Below are 15,996 nucleotides of genomic sequence, written 5' to 3' on the forward strand. Positions count from 1 at the left end.
CTTTTTAGCATTGGCTAATTTTTATATGTTGAAATAATTTAAAGCATGAATACAATCTTGATTATGTAACACAATCAAGGGGAAATTAATCATGTCAGAAATTATATCAGGTCACGGTGGAAAGCGCGAAGGTGCTGGTCGAAAATCTAAGTTTGATGAACCAACAAAAGTTATTCGTGTACCAGAGTCTCGAGTTGTAGAAATTAAAAATTATTTAAAAAAATCACCTAATCATGAAATTTCTGATATTCGATTATTAGATCCATTAAGCCGTATAGAAATTCCTGTAGCTACAGAGCGTGTCCAAGCTGGCTTCCCTTCTCCCGCTCAAGATTACATCGATAAAAAACTAGATTTAAATGAATATTTGATTAGTAATGATCACGCAACTTTCATTGTAAAGGTTAACTCTTTATCTATGCTCAATGCTGGCTTAGATATTAACGACTCTTTGATTGTTGATCGTAGTATTGAGCCTCAACATCGAGATATTGTTATCGCATTGATTGATAATGAGTTCACTGTGAAGCGCCTCATTAAAGATGCATTAGGCTGTTGGCTCAAAGCTGAGAATGAAGGTTATAAAGATATCCACCCAATGGAAGGTCAAACTTTTGAAATTTGGGGCGTAGTTACTAGCGTTATCAAGAAGTTCAAATGAAGTCAAAACAAGAAATTTACGCGCTCGTAGATGTAAATAATTGTTATGTCTCATGTGAGCGTCTGTTCAATCCTTCTCTTATAAATAAACCAGTCATTGTGTTATCAAATAATGATGGCTGTGCAGTTGCTCGATCTCAAGAAGCTAAAGATCTAGGCATTAAGATGGGTGTACCTCTATTTAAAATTAGAGATATTGTAGAGCAGCATAATGTTCAGGTCTTATCAAGCAATTACGCTTTATATGCCGAGATGTCACATCGTTTTCATTCAATCCTTGGACAGTATGTTGCACCGGATGAGCAAGAAATATATTCAATTGATGAATGTTTTCTAAAATTGACGGCGTATGCAGAACATTATGATTTGGATGATCTTGCTAGAGAAATGAAAGACCGAATCCTTAAATGGATTGGATTACCTGTGTGCGTTGGAATTGGCCGTACTAAAACAGAAGCTAAAATTGCCAATCACATGGCAAAGAAAGGCAAGCGTTTTAACGGTGTCTGTAACCTTGTCGATATGGACGTACGCCATCGTGAGTATTTTTGGAGCCTGATTGATGTTTCTGAGGTTTGGGGAGTTGGTAGAAAACATACGAAATGCTTAAATGATATGGGGGTAAATACTGTATTAGATTTATCCAAATGTAGCCCACATCAAATTGGAAAATTATTTTCATCTGTTATGCAGCGAACAGTAATGGAGTTACAAGGGATTTCATGCATCGGACTTGAAGACACACCTCCTCCAAAAAAGCAGATTGTGGCTAGTCGTTCGTTTGGCGAGAAGATTACTGACATCGGGGATATGAGAGAGGCGATTTGCAAATACGTTCAGGATGCAGTCAAGCGCTTACGAGATGATGGTTCACTTTGTGGAGCCTTAATTGTGTTTGTTCAATCCAATCCATTTGACAAGAATGTTCCATACTATGGAAAGTCCACTTCTATAGACCTTCCAGAGCCAACTGACAGCGTGACTGTTTTAGCTCGTTATTCCTTAAAATTATTGGAACAAATATATCGACCAGGTATTCAATTTAAGAAATGTGGTGTGATGCTTTCTGATTTAATTGATAAGGACAGTTATATCCCTGAGCTTTTTGCTGACCACGAGAGTATTGAAACTAATGAGAAGTTAATGGTGGCTTATGAGCATATTCAAAAACGTTTCGGTAAAACCAAAATCTCTGTAGGACCATGTTATTTACCCAATCGTAAATGGGTTGGTAAAAGAGCCAGTGCTAGTCGTAATTATTTTAGTTTGGATGGTATGCTTACAATTGATAAATAAGCCCTCATTTAGAGGGCTATCTCTTTACTGATTAGCAATAATTACTTTTGAGATTTCCCTGGCAATCAACCATGCTTGATCTTGAATTAGCTTTGCTTCAGCATCATTAGAAATAAAACCAACTTCAAGGATTAAACCTCCATTTTGTACGAAAGCCAATTTGCCTCGAGCCGATTTAGATTGATCAATCCAGCCGCTATCTCCACGAAGTCGTGAACCTGTGATTTTCTGAACGGCTTTAGAGATCTCTTGAGCCAATTTCTTATCTTTAGGTAATGAGATTGTTTCAATACCAACAGCAGTTTTGTTTGCTGCTGCATTCATGTGAATCTCTAGAGCAATTTTAGAGCCTTTGATCAATTTGAGTGCTGAAGACAATGGATCGTTCTGAGTACCGATACCATCAGTTTTTACCTGTAAGCCCGCCTGCTTTAGGTAATAAGCTAAAGCATTTCGAATGGTTACAACAAAATCGGCCTCTTTAAGATTGCCATTTACCGCCCCAGGATCAGAATTTGAATGCCCTGCTGTTACAGTTACAAACTGATTTACGCCATGCAGTTCAGGTTGAGCTTTTAAGCGCGCAAGAATCATAGCTACACCCACAAAACACCCGACAAATTCTTTCCATTGTTCGGGAATGTAGGTTTTTAGCTCTGGTGGAATAACATTCCAGACCTGTACAAACTGATCACAGAATAAAATTAAGGCATAAAAAAAGGCGCTAAATGCGCCTACTTGTACTGACTTGAGTTTCCAAGCCTGTTTCCAGTTTTCAATTAATTTCATTTTCTATCCTCTCTAAGGCTTTTCATAATAGCCACATCTTGTTTGAGTTGATTGATTGTATTAATGGTCCACGAAGCACTAGTTATAGAAATGCCGAGTAGAATTGTTGATGCCCATTTAAGTAAACCTATCGCACCTTGAGCACGATTGTTTTCACGCTCAAGCGCCTCAATCTTGATCCGATGCTGATCAAGTGCTTGGTGATACCCTTTGTTAATGGCATTTGATTCAATAAGTTGTTCAGACACTTTTTGGAGTTTGTCTGTTACTTCATTTAATTTTTTCCAAATTGATGCACTAGGTTCATTCACTAACGCCCCCTTAAAATCGGCAATAAAAAAACCACCCAGAGGTGGCTATACATTAAATGGGTTATAGTCCCATTCAGTAAATTCAGATATTGGCTTTTTATATTCCAAAATCCATTGATCAGGTGGTGGTAATGCTACCCATTGCTGAAAATTAAAAACAAACCAAGTTCCGTTTTCTTCTTTAAGATAATAATGTTCGCCAATTTGACTGCGATAATAATCTGAAAAAAACTGGGTACCTTCAGGCGGCAAGTGCATACTGATCTCCTATATACGGCTTACCAATAGCTATAAATTGAACAATCGCCCCAACTGCATTGGTTAGAACCATAGCTGCCAGCAATCCAGCAGCATTCGCGGTTTTTGCTCTACCACGTGCACGCGTAGTTGTAATACTTGATGGGAATAGGCAAGCAAATGCAGCATTCCCGACAGCAGTATTTGTTTCGGGATTTAAAGCAAATCCTGTGATGAATATTTTGGGTGGTTCAGCAAATATGTTTTCAGGAATGTTGATTGTAAAGAAAGCATCCGATTCGTCTGCCACAACCTCACCTTCGTAAACAACTCTAGGCCCACCACTCGAAGACTTAAGAACATTACCTACCCGATTCCAATCAACATATAGTTGATTGTTATGCAGAATAAAGTCATCCGAAAATTCTTCAAGCTCAGGTACTTTTACTTCACTCGGAAACAATATCGGGTTGTTCTGGCTCATAAGGTAAAATCCATCCTTTAATATCACCTTTTAAATTTCTCAAGGCGACCGTAAACATACTTTTAATCAATGCACGCACATCAGCTTCACTCATAAATTGTGTCAAATCAATTCGCACTTGATCACCTGCAGTATCAGTGAGCACTAACACCTTTCCCTCAACCACACCACCATTTACGTGGACATCAGTCATAAATGCTGAAAAATTTAATTCTGTCGTTTGACCAAGCTCATTAACATAAGTGATAAAACGTGCACCTGACTCTGCATCGACTCTTGAAGAGAGAGCTGTTAATGTTTGATTGGCTTTAATAGCATTAATAAATAATTGCGATTCAAAACTTAAGGCAATGGTTCCGTTTGGTTTGATATGAATAGATTCATTATCGACATTTACTTGTAGTTGATTATTCGCATTGATTGCTAGACTCGGATGCAGATCATCCTTTAGTAAGATATCAAGTATCTGAACCATATATATTCCCCGCTAAATCTCTGAACAAAATTCTATTTTCATTAATTTTTTGATCAATTCGATCATCAACCTCATCTAAAGTTAGTCCAGGATCGCCTTTGGGTCCTTGACGACCAGCTTCATTTACTTGAACGACTTTGATGGGCATTTTCGCAACTATTGCTTTATTTGATGTGCTGACTGTCACCTTAAGCGCTGAATTTTTCACAATGACTTTCTGTGTGTTTTGACTCATAGAAATACCCTCCATTAAGAGATTCGTTCATCAACAATCCATTTGCTTACACCTTTGTCTGGCATAGGAAATACATGACCATCTTTCAAATAAAAGTAGACATCCCAAACATGTTCTCCTATAGGCCAATCATCAGTAGGACCTGTTTCTATAATGAGTCGACCAGGTGTTTCCTCAACAATGGAAATGATGAGTTCTGCAATAACCTCACGACTAATATTTCGTATCTTGCTGCGGATCTCAGTCACATCACTAAAGTCATATGGTGTGCCATCACTATTATTAACGTCTAATGGAATAGGCTTATTCGTACCCTGTTTAATCACGATATCTCGCAATTCATTACCCCTTTAAAAATGAAACCACCCGAAGGTGGTTTGTGATTAATCCGCAGTGGCTTGTGTGATTCGTGTTGAATAGTTCCACGAGGTCGGCTTCCATACGTCCCGTGCAGCAACACGAACATAATATGTTGTCGTTGATTGCAAGCCCATAATCGTGCAAGCATTTTCGGTACCCGTCCAACGTGCTGCCGTTGTATCAGGATCAAAGTTCGCATTGGTACTAATCCACACCTGGTAATCTTTCAGATCCGGTACTTCACTTGGAATCCAAGTCACTGTGATCGAATCTGCAGTTGCCGATGTGTACACGTTCAACAATTGTGGTGGCACTGGATTACTGATATTCAGCTCTGCAAAAGTGCTGACAATCGAACCGTTTTTACTTGCAACACGTACTGTATAAGCACGTTGAATACCATCGATTTTTGCTTCATCCATGCTGTAACTGTAATCAGTATTTGTCGTTTCAACTTCACGTAGCAATACACCACCTGACATGATTTGAACGATATATCCTGTGGCACCAGCTGCACTTTGCCATTGGACCTTAAAGCTTGTACCTTCAAAGGCTGACTGAAGGGATAGACCTTTTACGCCAGATGGACGGCTGCCAGTAATGGTATGACTATAAGCCGCCACCTCATCCAGAGTCTGTTCTTTTTGCTGCAATCCATTGAAGCTGGTGAACTTCAGATAAATCTGCTTTCCAACCATATTTTCATTGTAATCATGGCTAAAAATGGCACGATCAATACGAACAAATGATTCACCTGCATTATGTGGCCCTGCATCATCGAAACGTCCACGAAGCATGCCACTTAATGTATAACGCCCTGATCCATCCAAAGTTGCATCGATGTAGTTGATATATTCATCACCCACCTTACATAAGGTCGCATCAACTTCAGCATCCTGCAAGGTACCACCAAAAATCTGACTCGATGTATTTAACTGGACTTGCATGGATGTTGCACTGGCACTGATGGCAGAAGCCAAAGTACCGTAACGCGCAGAGCCGTAGATTGTTCCAATCATTTCGTAAGTCGTATTATCCAGGCTGGCCCAAACATTACAGCCACCCCAATTAATTCCTCCCGACACTGCAACCCAAACCTGATTTTTACCATCGGTCAAATCTAAAGGGGGCTCAAAAATATTCGGTGCATTCACGTTTCCTGGTTCTTCATTTCCACCTTGGTACCCATTCGATGACTGAAGATCATATTCAACTGCAGAACGAGATCCAACAGCCAGTTCTTCAGCCGTAATCGAGAGCATTCCGTCTTCATCTTCTTCAACCCGGGTGATCCGAACTGGAAACTGATTTAAGCCTAGTGATTCATCTGTGATGGTCACAATGTCCATCGGCTCTAAACGGCAGTACTTCCAGCCCAATTCAAACTCATATTCATTACGGACATAAAGTTTTCGCTGCAATAGCAACTGCACTGCATGACGGGCAATTTTAGGTTCACAGAAAAAATCATGCTTGACCGGATCTTGCGTACGTAGGCCAAACATTTCAATATTTGCTTGGTCCTTTGCTTCAACCGTTTCAGTATTGTATTGATTGAAGCGGTTTACATATTCAATCTGGCAATGATTATAGGCATCGGTATCACGACTTCGGCGTACCCGAACTGGCTGATCTTCACCTAGAAAATCGTCATCAGTAAGGTGATAAACCGGCTCCAGATCAGGTACGAACGTTACCCCATTTCCACTGACGACACTGTCACCATAAGATCGGATCTTCAAACCGTCTGGACTAGGTACCACGGCACAATTCACCGCTTCAACAATTTCATTGATGATTTCGAATGCTTCACGCTGTTCTGTCAAAGCAGGACTGATCAACAAATTGGTTGCTGTACAATAGGTCCGAAATTCAGACAAATCTGCCATTTGCAAAGTTGGTGATGCGCCATATCGTGGATTGGTAATGAAGTCTTCAATTACATCTGCAGGATTGGCATCTTGAATCGTTTCTGAGAATGTAATGTCGCTGATCACTTCAAAATTGTGATTCGATAAGCTGGCACTCCCCCCCAGATCGTAGTTGGCACATGCGACATAACCGAGAAATGGATAGTGCAATGCCTGGTCAGGATGCTTTGATGTGAGATAGCCCCAAACAGGATTATGATCACCATCAAATAATTCAAACCCTAGCTGATCAATGGGTTTAAGCTGAATACCACCTTCCGTTTTAGGAACAATCTGTTCTTTGTCACGCCAGATAATCCCAATATCTTTGATTTTATTTTCACAAAGCCCCAGCATGAAGGACGCGCTGTAGGTATAAGTCGTGTTTTTGGTTTTTACGCCACCACCCTTACCACCTTGCTTTTTCGTTGTTGTGTGGGCCGTGGCTGTAAAATCCCCATACCAGAACATATTGGCAGCGACACGGTTTTTACCGTAAACCAGAGGCTGGCAAAGACCATAGGCTGACTGCTGGATACGCATTGAATTGATACGTTTGTCAGATGTACTGACGGTACCACCACCAAAAACACCACCCATTTTATAGCCCTCTTAAACGATAAAACCCGGCAATTCGCCGGGCTAAACTTCCTTTGGTTCCATCCTGGAAAATGACCCCCTGATGGATATATGAGTGGATAATCGTTGGCCACTCAACGACAATTGCAGCATGACTGATACACTTGCCAAAATGATAAAGAACAATATCGCCTGGTTGAGGTCTTGCAACTTCATCGCAAAATTGTCGGACATGCTCTAAATAACGCTGCCCCATCTGGTGCATGTGCCAGTCAGGTGGATATGGACCTGGATCGTAATGGTTAATTAACCCTACTGCTTGATAAACCTCGCAAAGCAGTGTCGCACAATCCACACCCACACCTTTGACACGCCCTTGGTGATGGTATGGTGTGCCGAGCCAAGTCATGGCTTCGGTGACGGCTTCTTGTGCTTTATTAATCATAATAGAATAATCGCGGATTAGACACAGTGATCGGCTGTGGATCTATGCGACTCTCAAAAACACCACTTGCACCCCACGAAGGGAAAGCTAATCCGTTAGTTGGTATAATAAAAGAACCACGTTTAGCAGGCGTTGGTGATGTAGTTACAGCAGGTTCGTTGATTAGACCAAGATAACGTAAGAAAGCGACTACTTTTGCAGGTAATGAATCATCAAATGCCAAGTTTCCAACTGAATAATAACCGCCTGACGATGATGTTGCTGCCGTTAGCTTTACACTGTTGATCGTTGTAACTGTATAACCACGCCTGTCAGTATTAGCACCTCCAACTAACAAACCACCTGTGTATGTTGGGGTTTTAAGCTCACCTGTGGTTGCATCAATTGCATACCAGTTTGTCATAAAATTAGGATTATCGCTGACTGCTAGAACACTAAGAGAGTAATTACCTTCTGCATTATCAGCTGTATTTTTTAAAGTAGGGTCTGCGTAAACTTGAACCTCACCTTTAATAACTCGCACCCCTCGAATTGGCGTAACATAACCTGCACCTAAATCTGATACACCAACTGGACTATTTTCAGTTCTAAATCCTGATGTGCCACTACCTGTCAAAATTGCACCTGATAGCTGCGCCCCAATGGTTGTCGTTGTTGTTGTGTTAGCAGCACCAACCGCTAAACCATCTACACGGACACCTTTCTGTTTACTATCTACAGTAGATAGACCTTTGTACTCATCATTCCCATAAGGATTGAATGCACTTTTACGAATCAATGCTTTAAGTAGGTTAAACTCTGCAACTGTTGCGACATGAGCATTTAAACCTGTGTTATTAATCCAAGTCTGCATTTGTGCGCTTGTTTCAGATATACTTGTAATACCTGTTGCTGCTTGCCAAGGCTGAGAAACAAGCTCGTTATTTACTAGCGACGTTGGGTACGTGCCAACATAAATCTTATCAAGTGTACGACTTCCAACTTTAAACGCTGGATGATCACCACTTGTAATCCCCATTGTGGCTAAAAGAGGATCATCAGACGCTTTAAAATCCTCACGCTTTAAAATATTAACAAAGGTTGGTTGTCCAGATGGTGTAAACAAAACTGTCTGTTTTCCACCGCTTGCGGCTTCTACTGCCTTTTTTAAATCTGATTGTAAAGTCATTTCTATGCCCCTTCGCATTAAACTTTCAAAGTGATCTTTGTACGTTTGCCTGTGCCTGTTGTGCGACTATCTTTACTGCGCATGATGACTTCGTTACGTAGTGTTACACCACATACGAAATCAATTCCTTGCGCTGTGGGCTGAACAAGTGAATCTTCCCACAGCTTGAAGAATTTAAAGCCGTCATACGTTGCGATTACGCAGGATTTTGCTGCCGTTGTTTCGGCTGTAAATCCGAACAGTACAGGAGAAAAATCTGTGTTTTTTGCATAACTAATAGATGAGCAGACGTAATTGATTGATGACTGGCCGTTGTCAATGAAATAGGCACTATCAATTGGGTACAAGCCGTTTGCTGTATGTTTGCCGTGTTTTCTATCGATGCGCTGCACACCGTCTGGAAATCCATCTGTGCCAAACAATACGCAACCAGGTAGAGCAACGATGCCGACATTTTGGTGGCGATATTCAGGTGCAGTGTTTGTCCCATCTATTTTTTTATAGCGATGTGCGTATGTCCACGTTTCGCCTAAATCGTCACTATAGAGCGTTGCTGTTTCACCCCAAAAACCATCACCATGTGTTATCCAGATGCGGTTCCAGTACTGGTCATAGCAAACACCATGCACATGCAGACCCTCGTTATTCGGAGTTTCTGATCTTTCGTTTAAGTCGAAAATAATTTTCCACGTTTTGCCGTAGTCAAGCGACATCCGCACGTAACGAGCATTATCCCCATCCTCGACAGGTTTGCCCGCCCAAGTTGGTACTTTTGCACCATACTCACCGACTAAGACAATATTGTTATGAATGCTCACACTCCAAGCGTGATGGGCAAAAATGCCTTCTGGCTCAATAGCAAAACACTCTACAAGAGTCATTGATTCCGTGCCTTTACCGCTTGTTCTGTAGATGCTGTAGCGATCTCTTACTTTTGTCTGACCAGAGTACACAAAGTAAATGACTTGTAATAATAGCTCACCGTTATCTAATTCTTTAACCCATTCAATAAAGTGCTGACCTGAAAACGTGTGGAGAACATTCCATGTTTTTCCACCGTCCGTTGATTCTCTTAATACATTATCGCCTTGCGTCCACAACTTAGTTCCATCGTTGCTAATGCTTGCGGGAATGACGCTGCGATCTACTTCTGTATCGACAGTTACAGATTGAGCGACAATTACTTTTGCACTTGCGTTGTCTTTTTGATCAATCTCTTTTTTGATGTCAGCGATGATTGCAACGGTTTTGTGCATCGCTACTGTATGACTAGACAATATATTGTTTTGCGTATTGGCTTGAGGTTGAATTTTCTCAACATTACTTAAAAACGATGCAATTTGATTTTTTAAACTAGCAGACTCATTGCTTAATGACATAGATAAACTGTGCAAACCGAGTACAAGATTAGCAATGCTATCTCTATTTTTTTGAATATCCTCATCTATTAATTTTTTGATCGCATTGACATACAATTTAGCCAACTCTAAAGGATCATAATCACTTTTTGTTAGATTCGTAGCACCTGCAGATGCTTTATAATAATCCCCGCCATCTGTTGCACTTAAAACTCTGACAGATACACCCAATGGAATGTTAGCAATATCAGCATTTGCTTCAGACAATGACAAATAAGATAGCGCTGTTTTAGATTTGTCTTGTACGTTTTCAGCCAGTTGCGCAAGCATTTCGCGCACTTCAGAGTGTTTTTTGGTTTTATTACGGAAGTCCGCTGGTGATGGAATAGGCATATCTTTACCCCATAAAAAACCCAGCTCAATGGCTGGGTATGGATTAATACAAATTTGTTTAAACAGCTGTTTCTGGTACCGGTATAAATGGCGCACCACGGAAACGGCTGAAGTTATTAAAACGGTTTTGGCAAGTTTCCAAACGCTTATCACATCCTGGATAAACTTTGATTCGCTGCCCCGCTTGCGGTGCTTCCAACAATGGCAAAGTCAATAACAAAGCACCCGATTCATGCAGTCGAATTGTCCGTTTCAAGCCGGAATTACCACCGTCTAAGAATTCAATTACACCCTGAGTAAACCACCCTTGAGGCTGATTCACCTGGCATAGAATTCGTGCTGGAGTACTGCCTGATTCAATTAGCGTTTCGACCATGAAATTTTGACGTAACAGACCACACGCACTATCAAACAACGTATTCGTGCAACTTGGCTGATACAGGTTTCGTGGCATTTGCACGTTCAATTCATCTAGATCCGATGCAACACTCGCCTGAATAGAATTGCGATCTAAATCAGGCTCAATGATCCGACCTTCAAAAAGCTTGATAGCACCGGCACTGGTGTCCGTTGGCGTATCCATGTCCATGAAAATCCGTTCCAACTTAAATCGAGCACCATCTAGCTGGCCATTATGGAATGCCTGAACAACGTTGATGCCGTTCCATTTATTATCATCAATACAATCAATATTGATCGATAAATTATCGACTTCAATACCGAGTGAAAGACTGATTCCATCACGACTGATGATGGGACCACTTGAACTATATGTTTGACCTGCAACAGTCAAATCAAAGTCATAATTGGTATATCGAAATACATCACCTTGAACTGTCGTGATCGTATACAGATCTGCCATCACAAACTGATCAGCATCAAGTAACGCAATTAGTTTTGCAGAAGCTGCTCTCATACTTTATTTCCTAGAGATCCAACGAGATCAACTCTTTTTGCATTCCAAAGTTTATGCATGAAATTCGTAAACTGTTGTTCATCATCAGCAAATCGACAGCGGTAGTAATATGTTCCATCGACTTCAAACTTAATGCCTTCATCTATTGGTTTGGATAACGTGATCTTTCCATCTTTTGAAATAATTGCAGTTGTATCATCCCAAAACAGATCGTCGTCGTTATCACTCCAAAATTGCTGATTGTCATTTTCATTCCAAAATGTTGGATCCACATCAAAAATTGTCTCAGCCTTAGTGTGAGCCAAAGGTATTACGGATGTATGCATCTGCTTATAAAGTTGATAGCTTGTTGTCGTACCATCACCTTGAAAAGTGCAATTAAACTCATAATCATCAGGCATTTTGAAAAGAAATGAATCGAAAGCACCACGGCGCTCTAAAAAGAAACTTTCAAGTTGCTGTAATTCATTCCTACCATTGTTTTCACGTAAAAATGCAAATGACATTGAGATTTCATACTTAGGAATGGCTTGGTAACTTGCGCGAAGTTCCCGACCGTTCACAGACGTCATTATTTTGGTATTAAAAATGGGAGTTTTTGACAACTCCCATTCAAGACCAGGTAATTCAGGAAATAATACATCAGACACAAAAACCTCCTTAGGTACCGAAATTACGGCGATGGCCCTTTAATCCACTCGCCAATTCACGACCATGCTTTTCAAAGAAACGCTTTACGTCACGTGAGTCAAAGGCTTGAATTGAGAAATGGTTACTCACTTGCTGACTTGGAGTTTGAGGTGTTCCAAAGCCTCCATCTGCACTTAGAGACTTACCTAAGGCACGAATCGTATTCGCGTGCTGTTTGGGTAAAACCATTTCTTCTTCGTGAAGTTGTGTCATAGGGTTTACACCAGCAGGAATATCGTACCCGCCTCGAGCAGATGCCACTTTTCCCACAATTGCAGATACACCAGCAAATGCGGCAATACCAGCAGCTACACCCAATGCAGGGCCTACAATTGGTATTGACGAAAGCGCCGCCCAAGCACCAGCCATAGCCTCCCAAGCTGACATCATGATTGACTTTAAGACTTCCATGAGCTTTAAACCTAAACGAGCAATTACACCTGTTGAAGTTGCAGCGGTTTTCATGCCTTCACCAGCTACCACGGCGCCAGTCTGTGCAGCTTGACCTGCTACTTCAGCAGCAGTTTCAGTTTTGATGAATCCTAATTTAATCGCCATACGAGTTGCTAAACTTGCAGCGTATTTTTTCAGTGGTTCACTAATCATGCTTTGAATAAATGCCCCTGCCAGTTCTGTAAAAATGGCATTCATGGCATTTTTCCAAGTCAGTGTGCCATTCATCATGGACTGAATGCCTTTATCCCATAGACCAGACATTCGTGACGTTAGATTCCCAAACTTATCTTCAAAGTCTTTCATTTGGGCATCAGAAATCATGCCTGGTACTTGGATATCAGACACCGATCTTTGATGATCTAATGCACTGATTTCATTGGTTACGCCACTTACCCCAGAACTATTCCCAGTGAGTTGACTTAGCTCTTGTTCAAGATCTAGGCGCTCCTCCAATCCAATACGCTTGATGGCATACAACTGTTCTTCAAGTTGCTTTGCAAGACGTACCTTTTCAGCATTATTGATTCTTCCAGCATCAAGATCAGCATCTAAACGTGCCATTTCTAGCTCGAATATTTGCTGAGACAAAATCATTTTGCCTTGAAGCTCTTCCTCATGAAGCGCCTTGAGTTTTTCAAGCTGTTCAACACGAATCGCTTTGATTTTGTCGGCGGCTTCCTGCTCAGCTTTGATTGAAAAAGCTTTCTTTTCTTCAGCTGACAATATAGAAGAATCAATGTCACTTAGTTCTTTCTTAAGATCTAAAGCAACCTGCTTGCTTTCATCTGCATATTTATACTGCAGTGCTAGCATTTCCTTTTCAGCTTCTTCAGCTTTGCGGATTTGCTCTTGAAGTGATTTATCAAAATCTGAAGATTCAGTCCCTGCTTCTACACCGTTAACGCCAGCCATGTAACCCTTGACGTTTTTCACGTACTGGCGATTAATTGGACCAATACCGGTACTACGATCAACATTCCCTTCACCTGCATGATAAGCAGAAATAGCCTTGTTGATATCACCATACTTATCTAGCAAGAAACGCATGTATCTGGCTGCGCCTTCAGCAGCTTGTTTTGTGTCGAATGGATCAGATACGCCAAAGCGCTTGGCGGTCATATCCAGCATTTGAAAGTTGCCTTTCGCCGTGCCGTATTTAGTCTGAACGCCTTCAACATTTCGCCCCTTAGTCTCTTGCATGTTAAGAGCTGATAGCATGCCACTCGGCAAGCCATACTTGGCTTCAAAGCCCGAATAGTTAAACTTTTCAGCATTCGCTTTTACACGCGCATTGACCTGCAAGATCTGTTGCTGTTTTTCAAGCTCCTTAGTTTGACGTTTTTGAGTTTCTTCAGCCTTTTTCTCTGCATCTTCACGCGCTTCAGCTGCTTGCTTACGTTTCCAGTCCGCCTCTTCAGCCTGTTTAACAGCTTCAGGCATTGCACCGTCTTTAGCGGTGTATCCCATACCAGCCTTATCACGAGCATCTGCCATGTGCTCAGCACGCTCACGCGACACACCACCAACTTTCATGTTGTGTTGAATATAGCGTTCTCGTTCAGACTGTTTGTTGGATTCACGAACATACTCCATTTGCTTCGCAGTCAAATTGGCTAATGCATTTGCTTTATCGTTGATGGAGTTGGTGTGTTCCTTATTATCCTTAGTACCTTGTGTCACAACTTGGTTATAAGTCTTTAGAACACCCTGAGCATCAATGACTGCTTTACGCTCTTTATTAACGGCAGCAGCTTTCTCATCAATTCCAGCCTTATGTTTAGACTCAACTGTTCGTAGGTTATTAATACCTGTGGCTAGTTGATCTGAATTCAGCTTGCCTTGAATATATTGATCGTGGAGCTCTTTAGCTGCTTTTTTATCAGCATCTGATGCATCGGAATGATTAACAACCGCACGCACCAAGCCAAGTAATGCAATTTCCTGTTTACGGAAACCCTGCTCAGCTTTGGATAGGTCTGCCGTGGCTTGTCGCGTCAATACACGCTGTTGGGCTTTATCAAGCTTTTCATATTCCTCACGAAGTTGAGCAACACTTTTACCTTGTGTGCTTAAAGCAGGTAGAGCTTCATCACTGCTTCGTTTCATGTAAAGAAATGCAGCACCTGCCGCTACACCTTGAAGTGCTAACATACCTAGGCCAGCAGGTCCACCAAGCAATGCGGATGCGCTTCGCAGTACACCCATCGCCGTAGCGGTACGCATTGCCTGTCCTTGAAGCGCAGACAATTGCATTTGATAAGCCATGCCTTGGGCAACACCAATCAAAAACTCTTTAGCTAATACGGCGCATTGAAGAACCAGTTTAGCTGAAATAGCTGCACCTAAAGCGATGACCACAGCTTTGATATTGTCAAAGTTCTGCGCAATAGCAGTCACTGCAGGCGTTACTGAATTGATCAGCATTGCCTGGAAGCCTTGGAACTGAAGCTCTAGTGTGTAAAGGTTTTCTTTGGCTTTACCGAGGTTGTCCACCATATCCTTAGACATGATAGCGCCAGCATTCTTGGCTTCTTCACCCCATTTTTTAAAGCCTGCACCGCCGTCTTTGAGTAATGGAATAAGCAAACTGCCATCATTGACGATCTGCTCCATGTAAGTGATAGTTTCAGCGTGCGATAAATTGGCTTTTTCCAATCCATCGTAATATGCCTGGATAACTTCTGGACCACTTAAATCTTTGAACATATCGATGGTCACACCAATCTTAGGCGCAACCTTTTCAAAGAAGTCCATCATTTCGCCTTCACCACGGCGTGCTTCACCGAGCCGATCTAGCGCGTCCTTACCCATCATGCCGAACTGTTCTAATGACAATCCAGCTGTTTGAGCACCTTTGGCAAAGTATTGGAGGTCTTCTACCGATTCACCCAGCATGTCAGACATTTTCTGAACTTCTGAAGCGGTGCTAATTGCATTGCGAGTGAAACTGACCAATCCATCTACAGCTAAGGCAGAACCAATACCAGCAGCAATTTTTTTACCTAGGCCCAGCATCTGCGTTGAGATATTGCTTGAAAGATTATCAAAGGTCTTTTGCACACCAGACACGTCAATCTGAAAGTCCACTTTTTTACCTGTGACTTCAATCTCCTGCGCCGTATCTTTGACAATACTTTCAGCTTCATTCATGCCTTTTTTAAGTTCGGAAGTCTTCGCACCAACGTGCACTTCCACTCGATTGTTGCTCATAATTCCTATCTCGCAGGCATAAAA

General features: G+C 41.5%; 16 protein-coding genes. 2 read left to right on the forward strand and 14 right to left on the reverse strand.

The genetic code is table 11. The annotated features are described in order from the left end of the window. Positions 1–91: 91 nt before the first annotated feature. A complete protein-coding gene (locus AC1M87_RS00335; protein WP_481592613.1) occupies positions 92–661 on the forward strand; it encodes a LexA family protein in 570 nt (189 codons plus the stop codon). After that, complete coding sequence (locus tag AC1M87_RS00340) at positions 658–1,956, forward strand: Y-family DNA polymerase (protein ID WP_481592614.1); 1,299 nt, start codon at positions 658–660, stop codon at positions 1,954–1,956. The genes AC1M87_RS00335 and AC1M87_RS00340 overlap by 4 nt, the downstream gene beginning before the upstream one ends. A gap of 24 nt (positions 1,957–1,980) precedes the next feature. Here the strand turns inward: AC1M87_RS00340 and AC1M87_RS00345 are convergent, their stop codons facing one another. The 14 genes from AC1M87_RS00345 to AC1M87_RS00410 are packed head-to-tail and all read right to left on the reverse strand — an operon-like array spanning position 1,981 to position 15,972. Beyond that, entirely contained in the window at positions 1,981–2,745 is a 765-nt protein-coding gene (locus tag AC1M87_RS00345) for an N-acetylmuramoyl-L-alanine amidase (protein WP_481592615.1), read from the reverse strand. Next, positions 2,742–3,056 carry a hypothetical protein gene (locus tag AC1M87_RS00350; RefSeq protein ID WP_481592616.1) on the reverse strand — a complete coding sequence of 105 codons (315 nt, stop codon included), beginning with the start codon at positions 3,054–3,056 and terminating at the stop codon, positions 2,742–2,744. The genes AC1M87_RS00345 and AC1M87_RS00350 overlap by 4 nt, the downstream gene beginning before the upstream one ends. A gap of 45 nt (positions 3,057–3,101) precedes the next feature. Next, positions 3,102–3,314 (reverse strand): hypothetical protein, encoded by a 213-nt coding sequence (locus tag AC1M87_RS00355; RefSeq protein WP_481590983.1) that lies wholly within the window; start codon positions 3,312–3,314, stop codon positions 3,102–3,104. Further along, on the reverse strand, positions 3,298–3,777 hold the full coding sequence (locus tag AC1M87_RS00360) for a hypothetical protein (RefSeq protein ID WP_481592617.1): 480 nt from the start codon (positions 3,775–3,777) through the stop codon (positions 3,298–3,300). The genes AC1M87_RS00355 and AC1M87_RS00360 overlap by 17 nt, the downstream gene beginning before the upstream one ends. Next, on the reverse strand, positions 3,743–4,252 hold the full coding sequence (locus AC1M87_RS00365) for a hypothetical protein (protein WP_481592618.1): 510 nt from the start codon (positions 4,250–4,252) through the stop codon (positions 3,743–3,745). The genes AC1M87_RS00360 and AC1M87_RS00365 overlap by 35 nt, the downstream gene beginning before the upstream one ends. After that, a complete protein-coding gene (locus tag AC1M87_RS00370) occupies positions 4,236–4,487 on the reverse strand; it encodes a hypothetical protein (RefSeq protein ID WP_481592619.1) in 252 nt (83 codons plus the stop codon). Before AC1M87_RS00370 ends, AC1M87_RS00365 begins: the two co-directional genes overlap by 17 nt. A gap of 14 nt (positions 4,488–4,501) precedes the next feature. Further along, entirely contained in the window at positions 4,502–4,825 is a 324-nt protein-coding gene (locus AC1M87_RS00375) for a hypothetical protein (protein ID WP_481592620.1), read from the reverse strand. Between the two features lie 45 nt (positions 4,826–4,870). Beyond that, entirely contained in the window at positions 4,871–7,357 is a 2,487-nt protein-coding gene (locus tag AC1M87_RS00380; RefSeq protein WP_481592621.1) for a phage tail protein, read from the reverse strand. Position 7,358: 1 nt separating this feature from the next. After that, positions 7,359–7,781: an NlpC/P60 family protein gene (locus tag AC1M87_RS00385; protein ID WP_481592622.1), complete on the reverse strand. Its 423-nt coding sequence runs from the start codon at positions 7,779–7,781 to the stop codon at positions 7,359–7,361. After that, on the reverse strand, positions 7,774–8,949 hold the full coding sequence (locus AC1M87_RS00390) for a hypothetical protein (RefSeq protein WP_481592623.1): 1,176 nt from the start codon (positions 8,947–8,949) through the stop codon (positions 7,774–7,776). Before AC1M87_RS00390 ends, AC1M87_RS00385 begins: the two co-directional genes overlap by 8 nt. A gap of 17 nt (positions 8,950–8,966) precedes the next feature. Then, a complete protein-coding gene (locus tag AC1M87_RS00395; protein WP_481592624.1) occupies positions 8,967–10,700 on the reverse strand; it encodes a beta propeller repeat protein in 1,734 nt (577 codons plus the stop codon). Positions 10,701–10,758: 58 nt separating this feature from the next. Then, entirely contained in the window at positions 10,759–11,616 is an 858-nt protein-coding gene (locus tag AC1M87_RS00400; RefSeq protein ID WP_481592625.1) for a DUF2163 domain-containing protein, read from the reverse strand. Continuing rightward, positions 11,613–12,266, reverse strand: coding sequence for a DUF2460 domain-containing protein (locus AC1M87_RS00405; RefSeq protein WP_481592626.1), 654 nt, complete (start codon positions 12,264–12,266; stop codon positions 11,613–11,615). The genes AC1M87_RS00400 and AC1M87_RS00405 overlap by 4 nt, the downstream gene beginning before the upstream one ends. Before the next feature lie 10 nt (positions 12,267–12,276). Then, on the reverse strand, positions 12,277–15,972 hold the full coding sequence (locus AC1M87_RS00410) for a lytic transglycosylase domain-containing protein (RefSeq protein ID WP_481592627.1): 3,696 nt from the start codon (positions 15,970–15,972) through the stop codon (positions 12,277–12,279). Positions 15,973–15,996: the final 24 nt, after the last annotated feature.

It is taken from the genome of Acinetobacter sp. 24-47-62 (assembly GCF_056779765.1).

Bases quoted from the DNA above. Each gene is read 5' to 3' on its own strand.
- AC1M87_RS00380 (WP_481592621.1), bottom strand. From the start codon at position 7,357: ATGGGTGGTGTTTTTGGTGGTGGTACCGTCAGTACATCTGACAAACGT.
- AC1M87_RS00365 (WP_481592618.1), bottom strand. From the start codon at position 4,252: ATGGTTCAGATACTTGATATCTTACTAAAGGATGATCTGCATCCGAGT.
- AC1M87_RS00335 (WP_481592613.1), top strand. From the start codon at position 92: ATGTCAGAAATTATATCAGGTCACGGTGGAAAGCGCGAAGGTGCTGGT.
- AC1M87_RS00370 (WP_481592619.1), bottom strand. From the start codon at position 4,487: ATGAGTCAAAACACACAGAAAGTCATTGTGAAAAATTCAGCGCTTAAG.
- AC1M87_RS00340 (WP_481592614.1), top strand. From the start codon at position 658: ATGAAGTCAAAACAAGAAATTTACGCGCTCGTAGATGTAAATAATTGT.
- AC1M87_RS00360 (WP_481592617.1), bottom strand. From the start codon at position 3,777: ATGAGCCAGAACAACCCGATATTGTTTCCGAGTGAAGTAAAAGTACCT.
- AC1M87_RS00390 (WP_481592623.1), bottom strand. From the start codon at position 8,949: ATGACTTTACAATCAGATTTAAAAAAGGCAGTAGAAGCCGCAAGCGGT.
- AC1M87_RS00345 (WP_481592615.1), bottom strand. From the start codon at position 2,745: ATGAAATTAATTGAAAACTGGAAACAGGCTTGGAAACTCAAGTCAGTA.
- AC1M87_RS00385 (WP_481592622.1), bottom strand. From the start codon at position 7,781: ATGATTAATAAAGCACAAGAAGCCGTCACCGAAGCCATGACTTGGCTC.
- AC1M87_RS00410 (WP_481592627.1), bottom strand. From the start codon at position 15,972: ATGAGCAACAATCGAGTGGAAGTGCACGTTGGTGCGAAGACTTCCGAA.
- AC1M87_RS00355 (WP_481590983.1), bottom strand. From the start codon at position 3,314: ATGCACTTGCCGCCTGAAGGTACCCAGTTTTTTTCAGATTATTATCGC.
- AC1M87_RS00400 (WP_481592625.1), bottom strand. From the start codon at position 11,616: ATGAGAGCAGCTTCTGCAAAACTAATTGCGTTACTTGATGCTGATCAG.
- AC1M87_RS00395 (WP_481592624.1), bottom strand. From the start codon at position 10,700: ATGCCTATTCCATCACCAGCGGACTTCCGTAATAAAACCAAAAAACAC.